Genomic DNA, 20,517 nt, shown 5'->3' on the forward strand with positions numbered 1-20,517 from the left:
TCGGCTCATGCGCGTCTTGACGAATGGCGCGTAGAGCCTAGAGCTGTCCAAGACAATTCCGTTCCGTCTGAAGGGCAAACCCATGGCATCTGTGGCATTTCTCGGTCTTGGCGTGATGGGCTATCCCATGGCCGGGCACCTCAGGAACAAAGGCGGCCACGACGTCACCGTCTACAACCGCACCGCGGCGAAGGCGGAACAATGGGTGGCCCAGCATGGCGGCAAGCTTGCTTTGACGCCGGCGGACGCCGCAGAGGGCCAGGATTTCGTCTTCTCCTGCGTCGGCAATGACGACGATCTGCGCTCGGTGACGACCGGGGCCGATGGCGCCTTCGCCGCGATGAAAAAAGGCTCCGTCTTCATCGACAACACCACCGCTTCGGCCGAAGTCGCGCGCGAACTGGCCGACGCCGCTGAAAAGGCTGGCTTTTCCTTCCTCGACGCGCCGGTTTCCGGCGGCCAGGCGGGCGCCGAGAACGGCGTGCTGACGGTGATGGTCGGCGGCGAGCAGGCTGCCTTCGACAAAGCCAGGCCGGTCATCGACGCCTTTGCCCGCATGGTCGGGCTGATGGGTCCGTCGGGCGCCGGCCAGCTCACGAAGATGATCAATCAGATCACCATTGCCGGGCTGGTTCAGGGACTGGCCGAAGGCATCCATTTCGGCAAGAAGGCCGGGCTCGACATCGAGAAGGTCATCGAGGTGATTTCCAAGGGCGCTGCCGGGTCATGGCAGATGGAGAACCGACACAAGACGATGAATGCCGGTAAATATGATTTCGGCTTTGCCGTCGACTGGATGCGCAAGGATCTCGGCATCTGCCTCGATGAAGCCGACCGCAATGGCGCCAGACTGCCGGTGACCGCCCTTGTCGACCAGTTCTACAAGGATGTGCAGGCGATGGGCGGCAAGCGCTGGGACACCTCGTCCCTGCTGGCGCGCCTGGAAAAATAGGCGTTCGCAATGGCCGAGCTTTCGCCCCAATCGAGCGCCGATGAGATCGTCGCCCATTTGCGCTCGATCGGCTCGGAAGACAGTCGCCGCGGCATGCTGCGCTACGGCATCAAGATCGAACGCGCGCTCGGCATCTCGCATGGCATGCAGCGGCAGATCGCCAAAAAGATCAAGCGCAACCACGAGCGTGCTTTCGAGCTTTGGCAGACCGGCATCATGGAGGCGCAGTTCATCGCTTCCGTCACGGCCGACCCGAAGCGCTTCTCAGCCGCGGATGCACGACAATGGGCCGCGTCCTTCGATTCCTGGGACATCGTCGACGGCGTCTCCGATCTCTTCGTCGACACGGACGCCTGGAAGGAGCTGATTGAAGAGTTCGCGGCGGACGAGCGCGAGTTCGTTCGACGCACGGCCTTCGCCATGATGGCGTGGTCCGTCGTGCACCGGAAGCAGGAGCCGGTGGCGACTTTCCTCGGCTTCCTGCCGATCATCGAAGCGCATGCCGCCGACAGCCGCAATTTCGTGAAGAAGGCGGCAAACTGGGCGCTTCGTTCGATCGGCAAGCGATCGTTGGAGATGCACGGCGCTGCCCTTGCCGTGGCCGAACGACTGGCCCAGTCGGCCGACAAGACGGCGCGCTGGATTGGCAAGGACGCCGTACGGGAACTCACCAATGCCAAGATCGTCGAGCGGATCGCCGCCAGAAAAGGCTGACCTAGCCAACGTCCGGTTCACCGAGGTGACGCGGCAGACGCGCGCCGATTTCGAAGGCCTCTTCGAAGCGCAAGGCGGTCCGAAGTATTGCTGGTGCATGGCCTGGCGGCCCCTGCCCGGCCGCCGCGAGCATGTCCAGCACGCCGAGTTGAAACGGGCCATGATGGCGCTTGTCGAGGCCGGTACGCCGGTGGGAATCTTGGCCCAGATTGACGGCAAGACCGTCGGCTGGTGCTCGGTCGCGCCGCGCCAGACCTGTCGGAAGCTGACGTCGCAACAGGACGATGACGAGACCGGCATCTGGTCGATCGTCTGCTTCTATGTGCCAAGGGCGCTGCGCGGCGGCGGGCTGGTGGCAGCGCTGCTTGACGCTGCCATAGATCACGCCTTTGCCAAGGGCGCCGGCGTGATCGAGGCCTACCCGGTCGACGAGGCATCGCCGAGCTACCGTTTCATGGGGTTTCGCGGCGTGTTCATCGCTCGCGGGTTCCATGAGGTCGGCCTGGCCGGCTCTCGCAGACATGTGATGCGGCTCGAGCGTTGACGCGATCGGCCGCGGCGTCTTTACTCCTGCACAAAGGAAGCGGCCGATGAGCAGTCCTCTCAAATCGACCTTGGCGCTTGCAGCCGCGTTGTTGGTGTTCACCGCTACCAACGCCTCAGGCCAAACCGCGCACATCTTCTGGAAAGATCTGCGTCCTGCGACGCAGGCGGTGGCCGAAGATGCCGGCCTGCCGATGATTGCGGCAAAACTGCCCGATCGTGGCGAGACATTGTCGCTCAACCTGCAGGACAAGACGGTACAATTAGCCGGCTATGCATTGCCGGTCGACCGTGATGGCGATCTCGTCTACCAGTTCCTGCTGGTGCCGTGGACAGGCGCTTGCAGCCACATGCCGACGCCGCCGCCCAACCAGATCGTGCTGGTGACGCCGGCCCGTCCCTACAAGATGTCGCAGGCCTATGAGTCGGTTGCCGTAACCGGCGCCTTGCGGCCCGGCTTGGAGAAGAGCCAGTTGTTCATTCTCGACGGCGTCAGCATCATCCAGTCCGGCTACACCGTACGCAAAGCCGATGTGGTGGCAGTCGACACGGTGCCGGACACGATCACGCTCCCGGTCAACTCGCCCTGGAGTTTCCTCAACAAAAAGAAAAACTAAGCGCCGCCTGCTTGTGCAGCGTCACCGCCCAGTCACGGACAACCGCGCTCAGGCCGCGTTGGCGCCGGATTCCTTGTCCAGCAGCATGTAGTCGAGCGGCATTTCGGTCGTGTACTTGATCTGCTCCATGGCGAAGGACGACGACACGTCGCGGATCTCGATCTTGGCGATCAGCCGCTTGTAGAAGGCGTCATATGCGGCGATATCGGGCACCACGACGCGCAGGAGATAGTCGACGTCGCCGCTCATGCGGTAGAATTCGACAACTTCGGGAAATTCCTGGATGACTTCCGAGAAACGCCGCAGCCATTCATGGCTGTGCGAATTGGTGCGGATCGACACGAAGACGGTGACGCGCACATTGACCTTTTCGTGGTCGAGGATGGCGACGCGCCGCTTGATGACTCCCTCTTCCTCCAGCTTCTGGATGCGGCGCCAGCACGGCGTCGTCGACAGGCCGACTTTCTTGGCGACATCGGCAACCGCGAGCGTCGCGTCCTCCTGCAGGAGGCGGAGAATTTTTCTGTCGAGGCGATCCATTGAGGTGCTCCTGGTGCAGGCCGCGTTCCCTCGGGCGCGACGCGCTTTGGGAATAGATTGGCTATATTCCCTCTTATTTCGACCTTTCACAAGAAAGAAATTCTGCCGGATGGCACAAAAGCGAGTGATATCTTGCTTAAAGTCTAATCTATGCGATAGCGGATTTCCGATCTCAGAAACGGCAGCAAATCCATTTCAAACCATGGATTCTGCTTCAGCCATCCTGAGTTGCGCCATGACGGGTGTGGCAGCGGCAGCACTTTCGGGCTGGCCAGCGCATCCCAGATGGTGCGCCAGTCCTTCACGGTTTCGGTCAGCGACGGCCGGCGCGTGGCGCCCATATGCCAGGATTGCGCGTAGGAGCCGATTGTCAAGACGAGGTCGATCTGCGGCATCAGCGCCATCAGCGGCGCGCGCCAGGCCAGCGCGCATTCTCGGCGCGGCGGCAGGTCGCCGCCCTTTGCGTCCTGGCCGGGGAAGCAGAACCCCATCGGCACGATGGCGAATTTTTCCGTGTCGTAGAATTCCTCGCTGGTTACGCCCAGCCAGCTTCGCAAGCGGTCGCCGGACGCGTCGGTGAACGGCATGCCCGACAAATGCACCTTTGTGCCTGGCGCCTGGCCGGCGAGCAGGATGCGGGCGCTGGATGATGGCAGCAGCACCGGGCGCGGCTCGTGCGGCAGTGGCCTGCCGACTGGAGTGTCGACGCAGATGCGGCAGGCGCGGACCTTTGCCGTCAGGCGTTCGAGTTCCGCCTCCATCAGGCGGAAGCGCTCGGGCGACTGGAGACGGCACTGTACCAGCGCAGCACGTTTGTGCACTCGTCCGGCACTTTGATGCGCGCCGGTTTCATGAAATCCATGGCGATCATGCCGGTGATATCGGCGATCGAATAGGCGTCACCGGCGGCGAATTCGCGGTTTGCCAGTTCGGGCTCGAGCAGGTTCAGGAATTCAACCGCTTTCGCCTTGTTGGCCTCGCCCCATTCGGGGATCTGCGGAATTTCCCATTCCTTCATCGCCGGATGGATGTGGCGAAAGGCCTGGGCGACGCAGCTGAGCAGATTGAACTCCATGCGCCTTTGCCACATCTCGACCTTGGCCTTGCCGAGCGCGCCTTGCCCGAACAGCGCCGGTTCGGGATGCAGTTCCTCAAAATAGCGGCAGATGGCGACGGATTCGGTGAGGATGATGCCGTCGTCGAGCTCCAGCACCGGCAGCCGCTGCAGCGGGTTGCGCGACCTGACCGGCTCCTGTTTGTGCCCCATCGCACTCATATCGACCGGCACCAGCGGCACTGCGATGCCCTTTTCGGCGAGGAAAACCCGCACGCGCCGCGGATTGGGGGCGCGGCCGCCGTCGAACAGTTTCATGCTTATCCTCCCGATCTGGTCCTTCAACTATAGTGCTCGTCACCAGAAGCGAAACATCTCTCGCAAGGCGTCACCGACCGAAGCCAGGGTGCCGTGCTTTCTTTCGAGCGGGCCGCCGTGGTGGCTTTCGCGCCAGTCTTGCGGCTCATCGAACGTGCCGGCCCAGATGCCAACCTTGCCGGCGCGGGCAATGGCCTGCTCGGTGTCGAAATCGCCATAGGCAATGGCCCAGCCGGCCTCAACCTGGGCCCGGTTGAGATCCTTGCCGCCGGTCTTGCAATCGCCGAGCAGGCGGCCGTAGCGGTCGCGCTGCCAGCCGCTGCAGGTCACCGGATTTCCTGATATCAGCCGCACCAGCGCCTGGCGCGCCAGCCTGCCGCAGGCGTAGTCTGCGCCATCCCTACGGCAGATCTGCTGGTATTCCGGAGCGTCGATGCCGCGCATGCGGATACGTTCGGTGCCAAGAGTGAGTGAATCGCCATCGTTGACGATCGCCACCCCTTCCGCCTTGCGCGTCTCGAAACGGTCGAGGCGTGCGGCGAGCAGGATCAGCAGGCCGAGCAGAATGACCGTCAGCGCGTAATCCAGCAGCTTGCGCCACAGGCTTCGCGGCGGCGGCGGATAGTATCGCCGGCGCGGCCTTGGCGACCACGAACGGCTCATATGGCAAACAGTCTCTTAATCATTCGAACGTAGCTTAACGAATTGAGATCGCTGCGCGCATAAATCGAAGTTTCCATGCCTCTGCTACGCTCGAACACAGCGGATAAATTCATTGTGGACCGCCGGAAACCGCACCGCAACAGCGATGTGGCGCGCGCGGTGCGCAAGACGCGCGACCGTCTTTCGCAGCAGGTTGGCAATCTCGACTTCGACCGTGAACTGCTGAAGCTGCATGCCGGGACCATGGTGCGCGGCGCAGCCGTCATCCCACTGCTGGTGTTGGCGGTCGCGGCGGCCGGGCTGCTGGCCGGTGTGGACAAACAGATCAGCGTCTGGGCGCTGTTCACCCTGATCTGCTATTCGATCGTCGCCTTCATGGCGCGCCGCGTCGAGCGCACCGAAGCCGCCGAGCTCAATCCTGTTCACACCCGCAGGGATTTCCTGATCGGACATTCGCTGTGCGGCCTCGGCTGGGCGTGGTTCGCATGGCTCGGCTGCGCCACCTGCCAGATCGACCAGTTCCAGGCCGCCAAGGCGGTGGTGCTGCTGCTGGCCATGGCGGCGACCGCTATCATGGCGTCGTCCTTGCGCGGCTCTCTGCTTGCCACCTTCGTCGTTCCGGTGGCGGTCTATGCCTATGCTGAAACGAAATTTTGGGTGCCGGTCGGGACGATCATGGTCGCCCTGCTGGTCGCGGCATTGCCGTTCTTTGCCTATATCGCGCGCCATCTCAACCGCTCGTCGCTGATACTTCTGTCCTTCCGCTCCGAAAAGGACGCGCTGCTCGCCGAGGTGGAGACAGCGAAATCAATGTCGGACGAAGCTCGTCGGCGGGCCGAAGACGCCAATCTGGCGAAGTCGCGCTTCCTTGCTTCTATGAGCCATGAGCTGAGGACGCCCCTCAACGCCATTCTCGGGTTTTCCGAGGTGATGGCCAATGAGGTGCTCGGGCCGATGAGCAACCCCACCTATCGCGACTACGCCCGCGACGTGCACGATTCCGGCCAGCATCTGCTCGACCTGATCAACGAAATCCTTGATCTGTCGCGCATCGAGGCCGGCCGCTATCAGCTCAACGAAGAGCCGGTGATGCTGCTCAACATCGCCGAAGATTGCTGCCACATGATGGAATTGAAGGCGCGCAACAAGGACATCCGCATCGTCCAGGATTTCGAAAGTGCCCTGCCGCGGCTGTTCGCCGACGAGCGCGCGGTGCGGCAGATCACGCTCAACCTCCTGTCCAACGCCATCAAATTCACCGCCACCGGCGGCGAAGTTCGCGTGCGCGTCGGCTGGACGGCGGGCGGCGGCCAGTACATTTCGGTCAAGGACAATGGGCCGGGCATACCGGAAGACGAAATCCCGATCGTGCTGTCCGCCTTCGGCCAGGGCTCGATCGCCATCAAGAGCGCCGAACAGGGCACCGGGCTCGGACTGCCGATTGTGCAGGGCCTGCTCGCCATGCATGGCGGCGAATTCGAACTTCAGTCGAAATTGCGCGAAGGCACCGAGGCAATCGCCATCTTCCCGCTCGCCCGAGTGATGGAGGAACTGCCGGCGCTGCCGACAAAGGCGGTCGCGGCGGCTCGCCGACGCTGACAGCTTGTTCTAGGCTTTGACCGCCGCCGCCATGCCCGAACTGGTAAGCGCCGCCGCCTTGACCAGACCGGCGGCAAGGGCGGCCCCTGCCCCTTCGCCGTGGCTGATGCGGAGATCGAACAGCGGCCTGAGGCCGAGCCGCACAGCGGCAAGCCTTTGGCCGGGCTCCGGCGACAGACTGGCCAGCAGGCAATGGTCGAGCGCACCCGGTTTGGCGGCATGCAGCACGGCAGCGGCGGCGGTCGCGGCGAAGCCGTCGAGCAGCACCGGGATTTTTTGCATCCGCGCGGCGATGATGGCGCCGGCAATGGCCGCGAATTCGCGGCCGCCGACCCGGCGCAGTGCCTCCAACGGGTCCTTCAGAGCCGCACCATGCAAGGCGACGGCTTTATCGACTACATCAGCCTTGCGCGCCTGCATGGCCGCGTCGGCGCCCGAGGCGGGGCCGACCCAGTCGGCGCCGCTGCCACCGAACAGGGCAGCGCACAAGGCCGCCGCAACGGTGGAGTTGCCGACGCCGAGATCGCCAAGGCAAATCAGATCGGCGCCACCGGCGATGGCTTCCATGCCGAAGGCCATGGTGGCGGCGCAGCCGCGTTCGTCGAGGGCGGCGTCCTCGGTGATGTCGGCGGTCGCAATGTGCAGCGCCAGGTCGAACACCTTGAGGCCAAGATTGTTGGCGACGCATATCTGGTTGATTGCCGCACCGCCGGCGGCGCACAGCTCAACGGCGTTGGCGGTCGCAGCGACAGGGCGCGGCGAGATGCCGTGGCGGGTCACGCCATGGTTACCGGCGAAGATCGCCACCAGGGGCCGGTTCACCGCCGGCGGGGCGCGCCCGCTCCAGGCAGCAAGCCATGCGGCGATGTCCTCGATGCGGCCAAGCGAGGCTTTCGGCTTGTCGGCCTTGGAAAACAGGGTGCGCACCCTGTTTTCCGCGACTGTATCGGCAGGCGGCAAGCTCGCCAGCAGATTGCGAAAGTCGTCGAAGGGCAGCGCGCTGGTCATGTCGATCCTGATCATCCCCTGTGGTTGATCAGCGGCATAACCGCCTTGCCCGGCCTGCACAACTCCCCTCGACATTGGCGCGAAAGCGGTTGCCCGCGCCGCATTCCGAAGGGCTTGCATTGGCTTTGCCGTTGCACCATGTGGAGATGGAACGAGGGATTCCGGACGGAACCTGCAAGAGAAAGTCATGACGGCCATCGAATCCCCGTGCATCCTGGTCTGTTCGATCGACATGAAAACCGGCTTCTGCTTCGGCTGTGGCCGCACGCGTGATGAAATCGGCGCCTGGATGGGCATGACGCCGGAGCTACGCCGCAGCGTCATGGCCGAGTTGCCGGCCCGATTGGAAACGGTCGAGCGCCGGCCGCGCCGGGAAACACGCCGCAGCCGCATGGCGCGCGAGCGCGGCGTCCTCTCTTGAAACGGCAGGTTCCAATGAACCGACTGTTCTGGATGGTGATGGCGGCAATCGGCCTCGGGCTGGTGCTGCTTATGATCAACAACGACGCCGGCAGCACGTTCGGCATCGAGAATTACGATTTCAGCCGTCTGGTCTGGCTGGGGGCGATCGGCTTGCTCGTCAGCGCCGGCCTTGTCCGGTCCGGCAGGCCGCTCGGCGTCATGGCCCGCAATCTCGGCACGTGGGCCCTGATCGTGCTGGCGCTCGTCGCCGGCTACCAGTACCGCTACGAGTTGCAGGATTTCGCCAGCCGGGTGACGGCGGGCCTCGTTCCCGGCAGCCCGCTGGCGCTCGGCGTCGAGGACGGCCATGCCACCGTGACCCTGGACAAGGCCGACAGCGGCCATTTCGAGGCCCGCATCACGATCAACGGCGCGCCGATCCGCACCGTCGTCGATACCGGCGCGACCAGTACAGTGCTCACCGCCGAAGACGCGCAGGCGGCCGGCTTCAATCCGGCAGCGCTGAGCTTCACCGTCCCGGTCTCGACCGCCAATGGCATGGCACGCGCCGCTTCGGTGCGCACCGACGAACTGGCGATCGGCGGCATCGTGCGCAAGAACATGCAGGTGATGGTCGCCGCGCCCGGCGCGCTCAGCCAGAGCCTGCTCGGCATGAACTTCATCGGTTCCCTGTCGGGTTTCGACGTGCGCGGCGACCGGATGATTCTGCGCGACTGAACTGCTTAAGCGGCCTTTTCAACACGGTCGAAATCGACGGCAGCGAACGCTGCCTTCAGCACATCCGGTCCGGCGCCGGGTTTCGTCGCGTCGGTGGACAGTATCTGCCGGAAGCGGCGCGCGCCGGGCAGGCCGTGGAACAGCCCGACCATGTGGCGAGTGACGTGGCCGAGCCGCCCGCCCTGCTCGATATGCCGCGCCGCATAGTCGGCCTCCGCGTCGATCAGCGCGGCAAAATCGCAGGTGCCGGCCTTGCCGCCGTAGAATGCCGCGTCGATGCCGGCCAGGATGCCTGGCGTGTGGTAGGCGGCGCGGCCAAGCATGGCGCCATCGACATGATCGAGGTGGCGAGCCGCCTCTTCGAGCGATTGAACGCCGCCATTGATGCCGATGAATTTGTTCGATTTTCCCGCCTTGAGGCGATAGACCCTGTCATAGTCGAGCGGCGGGATGTCGCGATTTTCCTTCGGGCTCAGCCCCTCCAGCCAGGCCTTGCGCGCATGCACCCACAGCGCGTCGGCGCCGGCCGCGAAAACGCCGTCGGCCAGCGCGTCGAGCGCGGGCTCCGGATCCTGCTCGTCGACGCCGATGCGGCATTTGACCGTCACCGGGATTTTCACCGCCGCCTTCATCGCCGCCACACAATCGGCGACGAGGTCAGGCACTTTCATCAGGCAGGCGCCGAACGTGCCGGACTGGACGCGGTCGGACGGACAGCCGACATTGAGATTGATCTCGTCGTAACCGAAGCCCTCGCCGATGCGCGCCGCCTCGGCCAGCTTTTGCGGATCGGAGCCGCCGAGCTGCAGTGCCACCGGATGTTCGGTCTCGTCAAAACCAAGCAGCCGCTCGCGCGCACCATGGATGACAGCGTCCGCCACCACCATTTCGGTGTAGAGCAGCGCACGCTGCGTCAACTGGCGGTGGAAGAACCGGCAATGCCGGTCGGTCCAGTCCATCATGGGTGCAATAGCCAGTCTATGATCTTGATTTTTCAGCATTTTTTCTTTAACATCAAATCGTTAGAGCAGCCCGAGTGCACGCGAATTTACGCCAGAATACGACCCTTTTCGCCACGTTTCGATCTCTCAGTGCACACGGAGCGCACACGAGAAAATGGCCACCTACACAAAACTCTCGTCCGGTTCATGGCGTGTCCAAGTCCGTCGCAAGGGTCGCTACGTTAGCGAGACCTTTCTGCGCCGAGACGACGCCAGGCGCTGGGCAACCTAAACCGAGCGCCAAGTCGATCGCGGTGAGACGCCGACCGAGTCCGTATAGCGCGCCTGAAAACTTTCGGCGAACCCATCGACCTTCATATCGACGACATGTGCGATGTAGGCAAGTCCCCTCGCCGCTCCAAGGCCGCAGCCCTCGATATGCTCCAAAGACATCTGGGGAAGTGCAACATAGCTGCCCTTGATCGCGAACGGCTCATTCGTTTTGGTCGCAACCGGGCCGCCCAAGGTGCCGGACCGATGACGCTCGGCATCGACATTGGCTTTGTAACACTCATTCTGGCTCATGCCGCTGCGGTGCACGGTCTGCCCGTCAAGGTCGAACCGGTTGATCTCGCGCGTATTGCCCTGAAGAGGTTTCGCGTGGTTGGAAGGCCATCAGCGCGACAGGCGCCCGACGCAGGATGAACTCGACAGGCTCATCGGTCACTTCGAGGCAAACCCTCGCCAGATTGCACCGATTGGCCAGATCATTCGGTTCGCTGTCGCAACCGCCATGCGCCAGGAAGAGATCTGCAAGGCGCATTGGTCCGATTTGGAATCTCGCACGCGGATGCTCCTGGTCCGCGACAGGAAGGACCCTCGAAACAAGAAGGGTAACAATCAGCGCATACCGCTGTTCGCAGCCACTGGCTTTGATGCATGGGCCATTGTTGAAGAGCGGCGGATAAAGCGCAGCAATGACGACGATCGAATTTTCCCGTTCAACCATCGGTCAGTTGGAACTGCCTTCCGTAGAGGATGTGCTGACCTGGGCATCCACGATCTTCATTTTCATGATTTGCGGCATGAAGGAACGATGAATTCCGTCACTTAGCACAAGCCAAACTTCACCGATCCTCCCCCTATCCACCTTGTCCCGCATTGGAAAAGGCCCGCGACCGTGAGGCAGCGGGCCAATCGTTCTATTTCGGAAATGGTCAGGCGCCTTTTACCCCCGGGCGGAGTTGCGGATGTCGCTGGCCGGCCTTGCCATTGAGGCGATAAATTCCTCCAGACGTTCCAAGCGTGCCTTCTTGCATCGCAGTGTGTTCGCGACGTCGAGAAGCCTAGACTGACCCTTAGAACTTGCGGCGGCGATCAGGTCCATTTCGAGCCGACCGATAGCGCTCCGCAACTCGCGAGCCTCGGCCTCCCTTATACCCTTGATCCAACCAGCCCCGCGCATCCCCGGCACCCATCCAACGATACTAGGTCGCACGATAGTACGAGTTTGCTAACAACCATATCTTGGACCTTCTCGAATTTTATGCATTGCTAATATGAAACACCCGCCACCGCGAGGCAGCGGGCTAATCATTTTCGACCGGAAAAATTATTAGGCCCTGCCCTCCCGATATGAAGCCTGGACAGTCATAATCCGCATCATCGGCTTCGCGTTCGTCGTCTGCTTCGCGCTCGTCGTCGCCTTCCCTGTCGTCGGTGCCGACGACTTCGCCACCGCCCGCCAGATACGCTTCTAGATCCGGGTCGGGCTCTACGAAGTCCAGGAGCGAGATCAGGCGTTCAATCTCATCTTCGATCGAGCGACGCACGGTTGGGTCAGAGAGGCGCAGATGCGCGTTCATGACCGCGCCTCCCGATTGGCCTTGCGCGTGGCCTCCCGGAGCGTCGTCCGTGAACTGACCCCCGAAAGTTGGACACAACCTGTAGAACCGTCTGACGTCCGCGTGGGGGCCGAGAGCGGTCGGTCGGCTTTGGCACAAGTCGCCCTTGGTCACCATGACGACGTTTCAGATAGCCCATTTAGATGGACCCGTTGCCATCCGATATTCAGCGGGCTTAGGTTATACTGGCCGGAAGGTGGAGGAGCGCATGCCGGGGCAGTTTGCAATCGGGGTCATCGGCTACGCTGTCGCGGTAAACTTGCTGGCTTACGCCACCATGGCGTTCGACAAGGCTATGGCCAAAAACGGTGCCCAACGCATTCCAGAGTCGACGCTTCTTACACTCGCCATCATTGGCGGTAGCATCGGGACTGTGATCGCGCAAAAGACGATCCGGCACAAGACGCGCAAGGAGCCGTTCCGCTACAGCCTCGCTCGCATCGTCCTGCTCCAAGTCCTCGCGGTAATCGCGATTGAAGTGGGATTGCTCTTTCCGGGATTGCCCGAAGCGCTCTCGCAGTTACTGCCATTCGGAAGCGAATTCGGGGGCCTCTAGCTTCAAGGATGTCAAGACCGGACGTTCAGGTCACACAATTCGCGACATGGCCGAAACGGATGAGGGCGCGCATTGCCTGCTGGCAGATTTGGCGGTAAGCTGGCGCGTCCATCCGGCCGACACCCAATAATTGTTACCCGTCACGTGGTGTTGTCCCTGGTAGCCGTTCTAAGTGGCCCGGCACCTTGGCGGGGCTCCACCAAGTACGCGCCGGGCCTAGCCGGAAGTGGACTATCGGGAAACCGGCTGGGGCCACATGCGCACCATTTGGACATCGGCGAAGCATGCAGACGAATGACGCCCTGCGACGCGCTGAGACCTGTGTCGGCCTCTATTTGCTACTAGGGACGGCGGTTTCGAGAAACACGCCAAAGCTTGGTATCGTCTTGCAATCCCGCAAACCAGCGCCACGCCATAACGGGGGTCCAGGTCCCGTGAGCGGATCGTCCCAGCCCATTCCAATGAAAGGCCCCAATGCCAAGCGGCACCGGATCAGCGATGAATGTCGGGCGCCCTGCCCGGAACCGTCTCCGACTGCTGCCGCTCAATGCGCGCGGCTAGCGTCAACCTTCGCGAAAAAGGAATGAGCATCGGCACCTTTCGCGAGTACGAGTCATATTCGGGAAAGGACAAGGACAAGACGCGTTCTTCGTTCAAGATCCGCCAGTATTGAATGGCGAAATTCACCACGACCGACGTGATGACCACGGCTGACGGATTGGCCGCGACGGCTCCGAGCATGAAGAGCGATTCCGCGAGATAAAGCGGATGACGGACGACGGCGTAAGGACCGAGCGTTACCAATCGGCGGGCCTGCGCATCGATCGAAAACGATCGGCCGAGCCAGAGAAGGCAATAAGCAGAGCCCGTCATGCCCGCGAAAACCAGCAATGCCGCGACGGTTTGCATGCCCTCTGTCGGTGTTGGGCGAACCATGATGGCGATAGTCGCGAGCATAAAAGTTCCGCAGACAGCTGCGATGCGCGGCCCCCAGCCAAGGCTGATATCCCTAGGCGGGAGCCGGATGATGGTAAATGTCACCAACAGCGTGGAGAAGACGAGCGAAGACGCCCGCGAGACGAATTGGAGCATGAAGTCGTCTGGAGACATTTGCGCGTCGCCAAAGAGTGCGACGAGGCGCCCAACCCCGTTAAGCACGAAAAATGCAAAGACCAGCATGAGGATCAGGCGCCCAGCGAAGTCGAACGACCAGATTTTCATGATCCACCCTCCCCTGTCCAACGGAGAATGAAGCATTTCTTAGCCGTTCCCGCAACTTCGCTCTTAAGAAAGCGTTAACGCTGCTCTTAACGTCGAATTAGCCGAAGCTCCCTAACTTGGGTGGATCGACCTTGCGGCGCTGTAGCTTATGTTTCGGCAATCTGTGCGAATTCTGGTGGTCTTTGTCAGCGTCCTGATCGTGGCGGCCGGCGTTTTCATTGGCCGGCTTCCTGCTCAATGCGAGTGGAAGCTTGGCACCGGCCTCATGAGCGCTTGCGTCAATCGCGCGATCATCCGGGACGGAGATCGCTTTGCGACGAAGCGGCTGAATGCCTCGGCCTGATCCGGCCGGCTCGAGTCACTCCCGATAGAAGTCAAGGCTCGGAGGACAGGGCACTTCCTTCGTATAGAAGGCCTTTACGAATCCCCTGCGGATTGCCTCTTTGGTGACATAGTATTTGATCGGACACCAAAGCTGTCTTGGCGGCGCGCCGGCCGGGGTGCAGGCGGCGGTGATCACAATCGGAGAGATGCTTTCCGGGTCGATCGCTCCTACCTTCGCCGACCGGTGGTCCGGTCGCTCCCGTATATAAAGGAAGTCCCAACGATCGACTCCAACCACCCTAAGACAGCCGCCGGGCTTGAAAGCGAGCGCCTGGGGCGGAAAGGTGAGGGTCATCAAGGCCATCAGCACCAGCCCAGCCCGCACCGCTATTCTCCGCTGGAAGAAATGGTCAAGGCCTATTGCTTCACTCAGACGATGCCGGCGGCGCGAAAGCACCGCCCGGTCGATTTCAGCAGCGGCGCACACGAACAGGTTCTTAGTCGGCATGTCGTAGTCCGGCCGGGAAGCGGGGCATTTTTGCAACATCTTGTTCAGAAATATCTAATAAACTGTATGGCGCTGTTGGATTTCGCTTATCCGGCCTATAGCAAACTTTGATAAGATGGGTCTGGGGAAGGTAAGATTGGGTCTTGGGGACGGGGAAAGGTCCAGAAGCGTGTTCAGGGGACTGGGGAGTTTGGCGGCAGTTGCCGTCGCCGTTTTGTTTCTGGCCAGTTGCCAGACCGAGGATATGTCGTCCTATGGCGACAGCGCCGCCTCCGTGAAGGACCTCCCCGACGTGTCCTTCTACAAGACCGATGAGCTGCTCGCGCTGGGCAAGACCCAGTTCAAGGAAAAAAACTACGGAATGTCCTACGCGCTCTTCAAGCGCTCGGTCGAACTCTTCCCCAAGGACCCGCAGGCATGGCTCGGCTTTGCGGCTTCTGCCGATCAGATTGGCCGTTTCGATACATCCGACCTCGCCTATCGCCAGCTCGCAACGATGATCGGCGGGCGGCCGGAATACTACAACAATGTCGGCTACTCCTATCTTCTGCGTGGAAATCTCCAGCAGGCTCGTCGCAATTTCCTGAAAGCCTACGAGCTCGACCCCTCGAACCAGACGACCGCAAACAACCTTCAGCTACTGGCCAACAGCACGTCGTTGGCGAAGCGGACGTGACGCCATGTCTTCGCGGCGGGTTCCGAAGGACGGCTGCACTGACATGGACCGGACGGCTCGGCCTCCTCCCTTGAAAGAACCGGTCCGGCGAGGCGATTATGCTTAACTTCGTCGTCGACAGTGAACCGGCAATTCTGGCGTATCCCCAAAACTCGAAGCCGCCAGAGCCAGTGCCGCTGATGCAGAAGGCCGGCGTGGCCGGTGGCATAGCCATCACGTTGAATGTCATCTCGCTCGCTTTCGCCATCGGCATGGTCGTCATTCTGATCTTTCTCGTCCAGTCGATCCGCGAAGTTGCCACGATCGAGGATCGCCTTTCCGGCCTTGGCCAATTCGAGACGCGCCTTTCCAGGCAGTTGGATACGGTCAACCAGGGTGTCCAGAGCCAGTTCGATGAACTGAACAGGCGGATCTCAGCGCTGCTCGACCAGACCGCGCAGCTGGAGAAGCAGGTGGCGAAGCTCACCGGCGAAAACCAGGATATGGCCGGTCGTTTACAGGCGCTCGGAGAAGCCGACAACCCTGCGGTTATCGTCGGGGAGCCGCCAAAGGAAATCGTCCTGAGGGCTCCCCCGCCGCAACCGAGAGAAGTGCGTTCCGAACCTGCCCGTCCGGCCAACCCGGTCCAGTTCGAGCGGACCGTGTCGCCCGACGGAAAAGTAACCTACAGCAAAGTCAGCAAGTAGGTTTGCGCGGAACCAATTCTTAATCGAAGAAGTTCATCGTCGGCGCAGACATTGCTGGGACGACCGATGCTGAAATATACCGCCAGTTGATCTACTTTGCGCCCACGCTGACCTTTAGCCTCGGCGCAGCGTTCATTGCGTGCGCCTATCGGCTTGGCGCCTCACCCGCTGACCCAGCCGCCTGGCAAGGTTTTATGACCATCGCCCCGCTGGTCCGTGAGCCGGTCTACCTGGTTGCCGGGCTGCCGGGTTCCGGTTACGTCGCCGCCTTCGTCGTTTTCGCCGCCGCCGCACTCGCCGGCGCCGTGATCGCCTTCTCGTCCCGTCCAGCCGGCAGGGCACTATTTCTCCAAGCCCATCTGGCTTTCCTGATGCTTTTTCTGTCGATGGGTCGCGCCGGAGTGTTTTCAGCCGGCACCGACACGGGCGGCATCGGCCCGGCACCGCGGATCGACTGGACGCCCGATTTCACCAGCTTTCCCGCCCTTGGCGTGGGCCTTTTCGCGGTCGTCGCGCTGGCCCATCTGTTCGTCATACGCGACATGATTGCACAGTCCGCCGTCAGCGAGAGGTCGAGAGCCGGCTGTTGACCGCTCTGCGCGAGTTCGCTTGAGGCGAACTGTCCTGTATGTTCGCTCGCCAGCGCCACGTCGTGCTTGACGACAACCCGACCTGTCAAACCCCGAAATATCGTAAGTACATGGCGACGAGCGCCGCCGCGGCCATTATGATGCCGTAGGGCACCTTGCGCGATTTTCGTATCTCCTCGATGCGGGACAGCGCCAGCCACGCCTGGTATTGCAGCGGCACGGGAAACTGCAAGGCCAGGCTGACGACAATCCCTCCGGCGGCAAGCCCCACGGCGAACGAGAACAGATGGTTCAGCCCGACGAACAGGCCGATGGGGAAGAACAGCTTCGCGTCGCCGGCTCCCAGCAGCCGCAAGGCCCACAGCACGAAGCCGATCGTCAGCAGCAACATGCCGGCGGCAAGGTCACCCAGGAGCGGCGAAGCACTATCGGTCCCCGCCAGAATGCCGGCCCCTGGTGGTCCCGCCCAGAGGATCAACGCCAGAAGCGCATAGTCCGCCACAAGCGCCAGAACCGTCCAGTTGCGTATTTTCCAAGCTTTGAAGTCTTGCCATGCGGCGATGAGGATCAATCCCGCCGCTGCTGCGATAGCCAACACCCCGAGGAATTCCATCCCGCCTGCCCCCTTTACACCCTGGCGTTTGCCGGACGCCTGACCGGCCGAATCACGCGGAATGATTATGCCCGGCGGAAGCCGCCGGCGCATCCGCCGCGATCGTAGCGATCGGCAACTTGATAGGGCCAAGGGAACCGGCAAGCGAAACAGGCGGATAGCTTAGGCTGAAGGTCGCCGCGGGGCTGCGCCGCGGCCGTAAACGGATGGTCCGTGTTGTGTTCGACGCACCCCTTTGGAGCTACTCCTTTTGAGCTACTCCTTTGGAGCTACTTCGCCAGCCAAGTAAGAGCAGGTGCATGGGCCTGTCGTTAATTTACCATAAACCAAGTCGGAAAGGTACCATTAGGATTGCCTAATTGACTACACGCTTGTTAATGGGATATTAATATACCTGTCTGGCGCTGGGGGGGCTCCTCTCGCGGACCGGTAAATGGAAACGTCATGTAAGGGAGTATCATCATGACCAAATTGACCAACATGTTCCGTGCTTTCGCCCGCGAAGAGGACGGCATCGCGCTTTCGGAATACCTCGTTCTCCTGGGCCTGCTTGTTGGAGGCGTCATCGCCGCAGTGCTGGCGGTTGGTGTCAACCTGGCTGGCGCGTGGACGACTTGGGGCACATGGTTCGGCACTAACCTCTCCGCCCCGGCGTGATATCGACGGCCAAAAAGGCGGCTTGCCTGCCGCCTTTTGATGGCGGCACAAAAATGCTGCATAGATAATAAGCGGCTTTGTCGGCCGCTTGTTATATTATTATTATTTGACTTGGTTGATACTGTCGTCTGGGCGAAACACTACGGCGGGGGCCGTTGAATGAAAAGCTCCACCATTATGAGTCTGCTTGTCTCGGTCGCGCTGGCGTTGCTGGCGGTCCTCGGCGTCCGTTCCTATCTCGCCGCCCAGCGTGACCTTCTCGCGCAGCGCGCCGGCCTGGCCGAGCCTGCATCAGAGAATACGATTCTTGTCGCCACCCGCGCACTGCGCTTTGGCGAGGCGGTCAAGGCGGAGGATGTCAGGGCTCTTGCATGGCCGACTGGAGAACTGCCGGCCGGCGCCTTCCGCAAGCCGGAGGATTTGCTCGGCAAGGACGGTGAGCTTCGCTACGTCATGTCGGCGATGGAAAAGGACGAGCCGGTGCTCGCCTCCAAGATCACCGGCGCCGGCCAGCGCGCGACATTGTCGGCGGCGCTTGGCGAAGGCATGAAGGCGGTCTCGATCCGCGTCAACGACGTGCTCGGCGTCGCCGGTTTTGTGCTGCCGGGCGATCGCGTCGACATCATGCTGACGCGGGTGGTCAAAGATGATTCCGGCGCTGACCAGACTTTTGTCGACGTGCTGCTCCAGGGGGTCAAGGTTCTCGCCGCCGACCAGACCGCGGACGACCGCACCGACAAGCCCTCGGTCGTCAAGACCGTGACCTTCGAAGTCACCACCACCGAGGCGCAGAAGCTGACGCTGGCCGCCAATGTCGGCACGCTGTCGCTGGCGCTGCGCAATGTTGCTTCCTCCGGCGTGGAACAGACGCAGCCGGTGACGCTGGCCGATCTCGGCGGCGGACCGGTCGCGCAGACGCTGAAGAACGATGGCGCCGAGGAAAACAGACTTACCGATCTGGAGAAGCTCGTAAGAAAGGTGGGCGACACGCTTGGCACGCGCCTCGGCGCGATGGAAGACAAGCTTAAGCAAAAACCTGCTATTGTGGAAAAACCGGTTCTGGTTGCGGCGCCGAAACCGGACTTCGTGGTGATTGGCGTTTCGCGCAATACGAAGCGGGAAGAATATCGGGTCCGGGTGCTGGACTAAGAGCCATTCGGGTGCGGACGAGGAAGGGGTAACGAGGCATGGGCAATCGCCAGCTTGAAGACAGGGGCGCACGGGCCCCGGGGCTGACGTGCGTTCTCGGCGCAATTGCGTTCCTGGCTGCCGCGATCTCCCTTCTTGCCGGTCTCCTCGCGCCTGCGTATGCTCAGCAAAAGGCCATCACGATCGGCGGTGGAAACGTCGTTCATGTGACGGTCGCGCCCGGCAGCACGCTGACGATCACCACCAGCCGCCGTTTCGCCGATCTCGTCGTCGGCAATCAGACTGTGGCGGACGTCGTCCCGCTAACGGAACACTCGCTTTATATCCAGGGAAAGGGATCGGGTGCCACCAACATCTCGATCTATGACGACGCGAAAAATCTTCTCGGTGTCATCGACGTCCGTATCATGCTCGATTTCAACGAAATCAGGGCGGCGATCGGCTCGGCGGTGCCGAGTTCGAAGCTGATAGTCACCAACGTCAATGACCGCATACGGATTTCCGGCGTGGTCAAGGACGGCGTCGATCTTGCCCGGGTGCTGGAGATCGCGCAGCAATATTCGAGCGAACCCGTGCTGAACCAGGTTCGCGTTGCCGACGCCCAGCAGGTGATGCTGGAGGTCCGCATCATTGAGGCATCGCGCAGCGCGGGGCGGGATCTCGGGATCGGGTTCAATGGCGCAAGCGCCAGCGGCGGTCTCTTTACCGCGGCGCCCCGGCTTCACATCGGCGTCAACGACGACACACATCAACTCCAGCCGGAACTCGGCGCCGTCGCCACGCAGAACGGCACGCCATTCGGCGAGATGATCGCCAAGGTGCTGGAAGTTTCCGGCTGGCGCATCGATGTCGTCATCAACGCGCTGGAGGCAAAGGGTCTCGTCCGCCGGCTGGCGCAGCCAAATCTTGTGACGATGAGCGGCACGACCGCCAGCTTCCATGCAGGCGGAGAGGTGCCGATCACGCGCGCGGTGACCGACGGCGGACAACTCGCGACCGAAATCAGCTACCGGCCCTATGGCGTCAAACTCTCCTTCACCCCGATCGTCCTTGACAATGGCCTCATCAATCTCGTGATCGAGCCGGAAGTCAGCGAAATCGACCGTTCGGTGACCGTCAACGGCAATCCCGGCTTCATTTCGCGCAAGGCCGAAGCCACGATCGAACTGCGTGACGGGCAGAGCTTCGCCATGGCCGGCCTGTTGCAGACGGTCAACGCCAGCGACGTGCAGCAAATGCCCTGGCTTGGCCAGGTCCCCGTGCTCGGGACGCTGTTTCGCTCCACCTCGTTCCAGAAGCGGGAGAGCGATCTGGTGATCGTGGTGACGCCACGCATCGTGCGGCCGACCGCGCCCGACGAGAAGCTGCATTCGCCGCTGGACCAGACGCGGCCGGGCAACGACGTGGATATGTTCCTGCTCGGCATGCTGGAAGTCGACAAGGACATGATGCGGAGCTTCAAGGACGGAAAGGGCGTCATCGGTCCCTACGGCCACATCATCGATCTCGATTTCGGAGGCGCGTATGCCGTCGGCAAGAAATAG

Annotated in this window: 27 protein-coding genes; 16 read left to right on the top strand and 11 right to left on the bottom strand. The window is 61.9% G+C overall.

Features of this window, described 5'->3' with window-relative positions; genetic code table 11:
- Positions 1-82: 82 nt before the first annotated feature.
- Genes NKH54_RS23210 through NKH54_RS23225 form a run of 4 tightly spaced genes read left to right on the top strand, consistent with a single transcriptional unit; the run spans position 83 to position 2,826 of the window.
- The gene (locus NKH54_RS23210; protein ID WP_023690739.1) at positions 83-952 is read left to right on the top strand and encodes an NAD(P)-dependent oxidoreductase; all 870 of its coding nucleotides are present in this window, start codon (positions 83-85) and stop codon (positions 950-952) included.
- Positions 953-961: 9 nt separating this feature from the next.
- Positions 962-1,666 carry a DNA alkylation repair protein gene (locus NKH54_RS23215; protein WP_353028985.1) on the top strand — a complete coding sequence of 235 codons (705 nt, stop codon included), beginning with the start codon at positions 962-964 and terminating at the stop codon, positions 1,664-1,666.
- Complete coding sequence (locus NKH54_RS23220; protein ID WP_353028986.1) at positions 1,626-2,210, top strand: GNAT family N-acetyltransferase; 585 nt, start codon at positions 1,626-1,628, stop codon at positions 2,208-2,210. The genes NKH54_RS23215 and NKH54_RS23220 overlap by 41 nt, the downstream gene beginning before the upstream one ends.
- A 46-nt stretch (positions 2,211-2,256) precedes the next feature.
- Positions 2,257-2,826 (top strand): DUF3299 domain-containing protein, encoded by a 570-nt coding sequence (locus NKH54_RS23225; protein WP_023690736.1) that lies wholly within the window; start codon positions 2,257-2,259, stop codon positions 2,824-2,826.
- Positions 2,827-2,874: 48 nt separating this feature from the next.
- Here the strand turns inward: NKH54_RS23225 and NKH54_RS23230 are convergent, their stop codons facing one another.
- The 4 genes from NKH54_RS23230 to NKH54_RS23245 all read right to left on the bottom strand — a co-directional run bounded on the left by NKH54_RS23230 (position 2,875) and on the right by NKH54_RS23245 (position 5,401).
- Positions 2,875-3,366: an Lrp/AsnC family transcriptional regulator gene (locus NKH54_RS23230; RefSeq protein ID WP_023669013.1), complete on the bottom strand. Its 492-nt coding sequence runs from the start codon at positions 3,364-3,366 to the stop codon at positions 2,875-2,877.
- 143 nt (positions 3,367-3,509) lie between these two features.
- Positions 3,510-4,127: a uracil-DNA glycosylase family protein gene (locus NKH54_RS23235; RefSeq protein ID WP_023714215.1), complete on the bottom strand. Its 618-nt coding sequence runs from the start codon at positions 4,125-4,127 to the stop codon at positions 3,510-3,512.
- Positions 4,127-4,738, bottom strand: a complete 612-nt coding sequence (locus NKH54_RS23240) for a glutathione S-transferase (protein WP_353002949.1) — start codon at positions 4,736-4,738, stop codon at positions 4,127-4,129. The genes NKH54_RS23235 and NKH54_RS23240 overlap by 1 nt, the downstream gene beginning before the upstream one ends.
- Before the next feature lie 39 nt (positions 4,739-4,777).
- Positions 4,778-5,401: a thermonuclease family protein gene (locus NKH54_RS23245; RefSeq protein ID WP_353028987.1), complete on the bottom strand. Its 624-nt coding sequence runs from the start codon at positions 5,399-5,401 to the stop codon at positions 4,778-4,780.
- A gap of 75 nt (positions 5,402-5,476) precedes the next feature.
- On the opposite strand from NKH54_RS23245, the gene NKH54_RS23250 reads away from it, so the two are divergent.
- Entirely contained in the window at positions 5,477-7,000 is a 1,524-nt protein-coding gene (locus tag NKH54_RS23250) for a sensor histidine kinase (RefSeq protein ID WP_023669017.1), read from the top strand.
- A gap of 9 nt (positions 7,001-7,009) precedes the next feature.
- Here NKH54_RS23250 and NKH54_RS23255 read toward each other — a convergent pair whose 3' ends face one another.
- A complete protein-coding gene (locus NKH54_RS23255; protein ID WP_352444260.1) occupies positions 7,010-8,008 on the bottom strand; it encodes a nicotinate-nucleotide--dimethylbenzimidazole phosphoribosyltransferase in 999 nt (332 codons plus the stop codon).
- A gap of 187 nt (positions 8,009-8,195) precedes the next feature.
- Here NKH54_RS23255 and NKH54_RS23260 point away from each other — a divergent pair, with 187 nt between their 5' ends.
- On the top strand, positions 8,196-8,429 hold the full coding sequence (locus NKH54_RS23260) for a DUF1289 domain-containing protein (RefSeq protein ID WP_031195677.1): 234 nt from the start codon (positions 8,196-8,198) through the stop codon (positions 8,427-8,429).
- 14 nt (positions 8,430-8,443) lie between these two features.
- Complete coding sequence (locus NKH54_RS23265) at positions 8,444-9,148, top strand: TIGR02281 family clan AA aspartic protease (protein ID WP_023738817.1); 705 nt, start codon at positions 8,444-8,446, stop codon at positions 9,146-9,148.
- Between the two features lie 5 nt (positions 9,149-9,153).
- Here NKH54_RS23265 and dusA read toward each other — a convergent pair whose 3' ends face one another.
- Together dusA and NKH54_RS23275 are read right to left on the bottom strand one after the other, a co-directional pair.
- Complete coding sequence (gene dusA / locus NKH54_RS23270; protein WP_353028988.1) at positions 9,154-10,149, bottom strand: tRNA dihydrouridine(20/20a) synthase DusA; 996 nt, start codon at positions 10,147-10,149, stop codon at positions 9,154-9,156.
- Positions 10,150-10,377: 228 nt separating this feature from the next.
- Positions 10,378-10,674, bottom strand: coding sequence for a hypothetical protein (locus NKH54_RS23275; RefSeq protein ID WP_353028989.1), 297 nt, complete (start codon positions 10,672-10,674; stop codon positions 10,378-10,380).
- A 79-nt stretch (positions 10,675-10,753) separates the two neighbouring features.
- On the opposite strand from NKH54_RS23275, the gene NKH54_RS23280 reads away from it, so the two are divergent.
- Entirely contained in the window at positions 10,754-11,203 is a 450-nt protein-coding gene (locus NKH54_RS23280) for a tyrosine-type recombinase/integrase (RefSeq protein WP_353028990.1), read from the top strand.
- Between the two features lie 475 nt (positions 11,204-11,678).
- Here the strand turns inward: NKH54_RS23280 and NKH54_RS23285 are convergent, their stop codons facing one another.
- On the bottom strand, positions 11,679-11,954 hold the full coding sequence (locus tag NKH54_RS23285) for a hypothetical protein (protein ID WP_353028991.1): 276 nt from the start codon (positions 11,952-11,954) through the stop codon (positions 11,679-11,681).
- 247 nt (positions 11,955-12,201) lie between these two features.
- On the opposite strand from NKH54_RS23285, the gene NKH54_RS23290 reads away from it, so the two are divergent.
- Positions 12,202-12,549 (top strand): DUF1294 domain-containing protein, encoded by a 348-nt coding sequence (locus NKH54_RS23290; protein ID WP_353028992.1) that lies wholly within the window; start codon positions 12,202-12,204, stop codon positions 12,547-12,549.
- A gap of 492 nt (positions 12,550-13,041) precedes the next feature.
- On the opposite strand, the gene NKH54_RS23295 is transcribed toward NKH54_RS23290, so the two are convergent.
- Complete coding sequence (locus NKH54_RS23295; protein WP_353028993.1) at positions 13,042-13,770, bottom strand: methyltransferase family protein; 729 nt, start codon at positions 13,768-13,770, stop codon at positions 13,042-13,044.
- Positions 13,771-13,945: 175 nt separating this feature from the next.
- On the opposite strand from NKH54_RS23295, the gene NKH54_RS23300 reads away from it, so the two are divergent.
- Positions 13,946-14,113: a hypothetical protein gene (locus NKH54_RS23300; RefSeq protein ID WP_353028994.1), complete on the top strand. Its 168-nt coding sequence runs from the start codon at positions 13,946-13,948 to the stop codon at positions 14,111-14,113.
- A gap of 15 nt (positions 14,114-14,128) precedes the next feature.
- On the opposite strand, the gene NKH54_RS23305 is transcribed toward NKH54_RS23300, so the two are convergent.
- Positions 14,129-14,602 (bottom strand): hypothetical protein, encoded by a 474-nt coding sequence (locus NKH54_RS23305; protein WP_353028995.1) that lies wholly within the window; start codon positions 14,600-14,602, stop codon positions 14,129-14,131.
- Positions 14,603-14,792: 190 nt separating this feature from the next.
- Here NKH54_RS23305 and NKH54_RS23310 point away from each other — a divergent pair, with 190 nt between their 5' ends.
- The 3 genes from NKH54_RS23310 to NKH54_RS23320 all read left to right on the top strand — a co-directional run bounded on the left by NKH54_RS23310 (position 14,793) and on the right by NKH54_RS23320 (position 16,554).
- Positions 14,793-15,278, top strand: coding sequence for a tetratricopeptide repeat protein (locus NKH54_RS23310; RefSeq protein ID WP_502907561.1), 486 nt, complete (start codon positions 14,793-14,795; stop codon positions 15,276-15,278).
- Between the two features lie 98 nt (positions 15,279-15,376).
- Positions 15,377-15,964, top strand: coding sequence for a hypothetical protein (locus tag NKH54_RS23315; RefSeq protein WP_353028996.1), 588 nt, complete (start codon positions 15,377-15,379; stop codon positions 15,962-15,964).
- A 194-nt stretch (positions 15,965-16,158) separates the two neighbouring features.
- Entirely contained in the window at positions 16,159-16,554 is a 396-nt protein-coding gene (locus tag NKH54_RS23320; protein WP_353028997.1) for a hypothetical protein, read from the top strand.
- 85 nt (positions 16,555-16,639) lie between these two features.
- On the opposite strand, the gene NKH54_RS23325 is transcribed toward NKH54_RS23320, so the two are convergent.
- Positions 16,640-17,149, bottom strand: coding sequence for a prepilin peptidase (locus NKH54_RS23325; protein WP_353028998.1), 510 nt, complete (start codon positions 17,147-17,149; stop codon positions 16,640-16,642).
- Between the two features lie 480 nt (positions 17,150-17,629).
- On the opposite strand from NKH54_RS23325, the gene NKH54_RS23330 reads away from it, so the two are divergent.
- The 3 genes from NKH54_RS23330 to NKH54_RS23340 all read left to right on the top strand — a co-directional run bounded on the left by NKH54_RS23330 (position 17,630) and on the right by NKH54_RS23340 (position 20,517).
- Positions 17,630-17,824, top strand: a complete 195-nt coding sequence (locus NKH54_RS23330; protein ID WP_353028999.1) for a hypothetical protein — start codon at positions 17,630-17,632, stop codon at positions 17,822-17,824.
- Between the two features lie 159 nt (positions 17,825-17,983).
- A complete protein-coding gene (gene cpaB / locus NKH54_RS23335) occupies positions 17,984-18,973 on the top strand; it encodes a Flp pilus assembly protein CpaB (RefSeq protein WP_353029000.1) in 990 nt (329 codons plus the stop codon).
- Positions 18,974-19,011: 38 nt separating this feature from the next.
- Entirely contained in the window at positions 19,012-20,517 is a 1,506-nt protein-coding gene (locus NKH54_RS23340) for a type II and III secretion system protein family protein (RefSeq protein WP_353029001.1), read from the top strand.

It is taken from the genome of Mesorhizobium sp. M1004 (assembly GCF_040318795.1).
Lineage (GTDB): Bacteria > Pseudomonadota > Alphaproteobacteria > Rhizobiales > Rhizobiaceae > Mesorhizobium.

Excerpts from the sequence above, each read along its gene's own strand:
- NKH54_RS23250 (WP_023669017.1), top strand. The coding sequence starts at position 5,477 with ATGCCTCTGCTACGCTCGAACACAGCGGATAAATTCATTGTGGACCGC.
- NKH54_RS23235 (WP_023714215.1), bottom strand. The coding sequence starts at position 4,127 with ATGGAGGCGGAACTCGAACGCCTGACGGCAAAGGTCCGCGCCTGCCGC.
- NKH54_RS23225 (WP_023690736.1), top strand. The coding sequence starts at position 2,257 with ATGAGCAGTCCTCTCAAATCGACCTTGGCGCTTGCAGCCGCGTTGTTG.
- NKH54_RS23215 (WP_353028985.1), top strand. The coding sequence starts at position 962 with ATGGCCGAGCTTTCGCCCCAATCGAGCGCCGATGAGATCGTCGCCCAT.
- NKH54_RS23265 (WP_023738817.1), top strand. The coding sequence starts at position 8,444 with ATGAACCGACTGTTCTGGATGGTGATGGCGGCAATCGGCCTCGGGCTG.
- NKH54_RS23305 (WP_353028995.1), bottom strand. The coding sequence starts at position 14,602 with ATGCCGACTAAGAACCTGTTCGTGTGCGCCGCTGCTGAAATCGACCGG.
- cpaB (WP_353029000.1), top strand. The coding sequence starts at position 17,984 with ATGAAAAGCTCCACCATTATGAGTCTGCTTGTCTCGGTCGCGCTGGCG.
- NKH54_RS23275 (WP_353028989.1), bottom strand. The coding sequence starts at position 10,674 with ATGAGCCAGAATGAGTGTTACAAAGCCAATGTCGATGCCGAGCGTCAT.
- NKH54_RS23330 (WP_353028999.1), top strand. The coding sequence starts at position 17,630 with ATGACCAAATTGACCAACATGTTCCGTGCTTTCGCCCGCGAAGAGGAC.
- NKH54_RS23290 (WP_353028992.1), top strand. The coding sequence starts at position 12,202 with ATGCCGGGGCAGTTTGCAATCGGGGTCATCGGCTACGCTGTCGCGGTA.
- NKH54_RS23255 (WP_352444260.1), bottom strand. The coding sequence starts at position 8,008 with ATGACCAGCGCGCTGCCCTTCGACGACTTTCGCAATCTGCTGGCGAGC.
- NKH54_RS23320 (WP_353028997.1), top strand. The coding sequence starts at position 16,159 with ATGACCATCGCCCCGCTGGTCCGTGAGCCGGTCTACCTGGTTGCCGGG.
- NKH54_RS23230 (WP_023669013.1), bottom strand. The coding sequence starts at position 3,366 with ATGGATCGCCTCGACAGAAAAATTCTCCGCCTCCTGCAGGAGGACGCG.
- NKH54_RS23315 (WP_353028996.1), top strand. The coding sequence starts at position 15,377 with ATGCTTAACTTCGTCGTCGACAGTGAACCGGCAATTCTGGCGTATCCC.
- NKH54_RS23340 (WP_353029001.1), top strand. The coding sequence starts at position 19,012 with ATGGGCAATCGCCAGCTTGAAGACAGGGGCGCACGGGCCCCGGGGCTG.
- NKH54_RS23210 (WP_023690739.1), top strand. The coding sequence starts at position 83 with ATGGCATCTGTGGCATTTCTCGGTCTTGGCGTGATGGGCTATCCCATG.
- NKH54_RS23295 (WP_353028993.1), bottom strand. The coding sequence starts at position 13,770 with ATGAAAATCTGGTCGTTCGACTTCGCTGGGCGCCTGATCCTCATGCTG.
- NKH54_RS23240 (WP_353002949.1), bottom strand. The coding sequence starts at position 4,738 with ATGAAACTGTTCGACGGCGGCCGCGCCCCCAATCCGCGGCGCGTGCGG.
- NKH54_RS23245 (WP_353028987.1), bottom strand. The coding sequence starts at position 5,401 with ATGAGCCGTTCGTGGTCGCCAAGGCCGCGCCGGCGATACTATCCGCCG.
- dusA (WP_353028988.1), bottom strand. The coding sequence starts at position 10,149 with ATGCTGAAAAATCAAGATCATAGACTGGCTATTGCACCCATGATGGAC.
- NKH54_RS23220 (WP_353028986.1), top strand. The coding sequence starts at position 1,626 with ATGCCAAGATCGTCGAGCGGATCGCCGCCAGAAAAGGCTGACCTAGCC.
- NKH54_RS23260 (WP_031195677.1), top strand. The coding sequence starts at position 8,196 with ATGACGGCCATCGAATCCCCGTGCATCCTGGTCTGTTCGATCGACATG.
- NKH54_RS23285 (WP_353028991.1), bottom strand. The coding sequence starts at position 11,954 with ATGAACGCGCATCTGCGCCTCTCTGACCCAACCGTGCGTCGCTCGATC.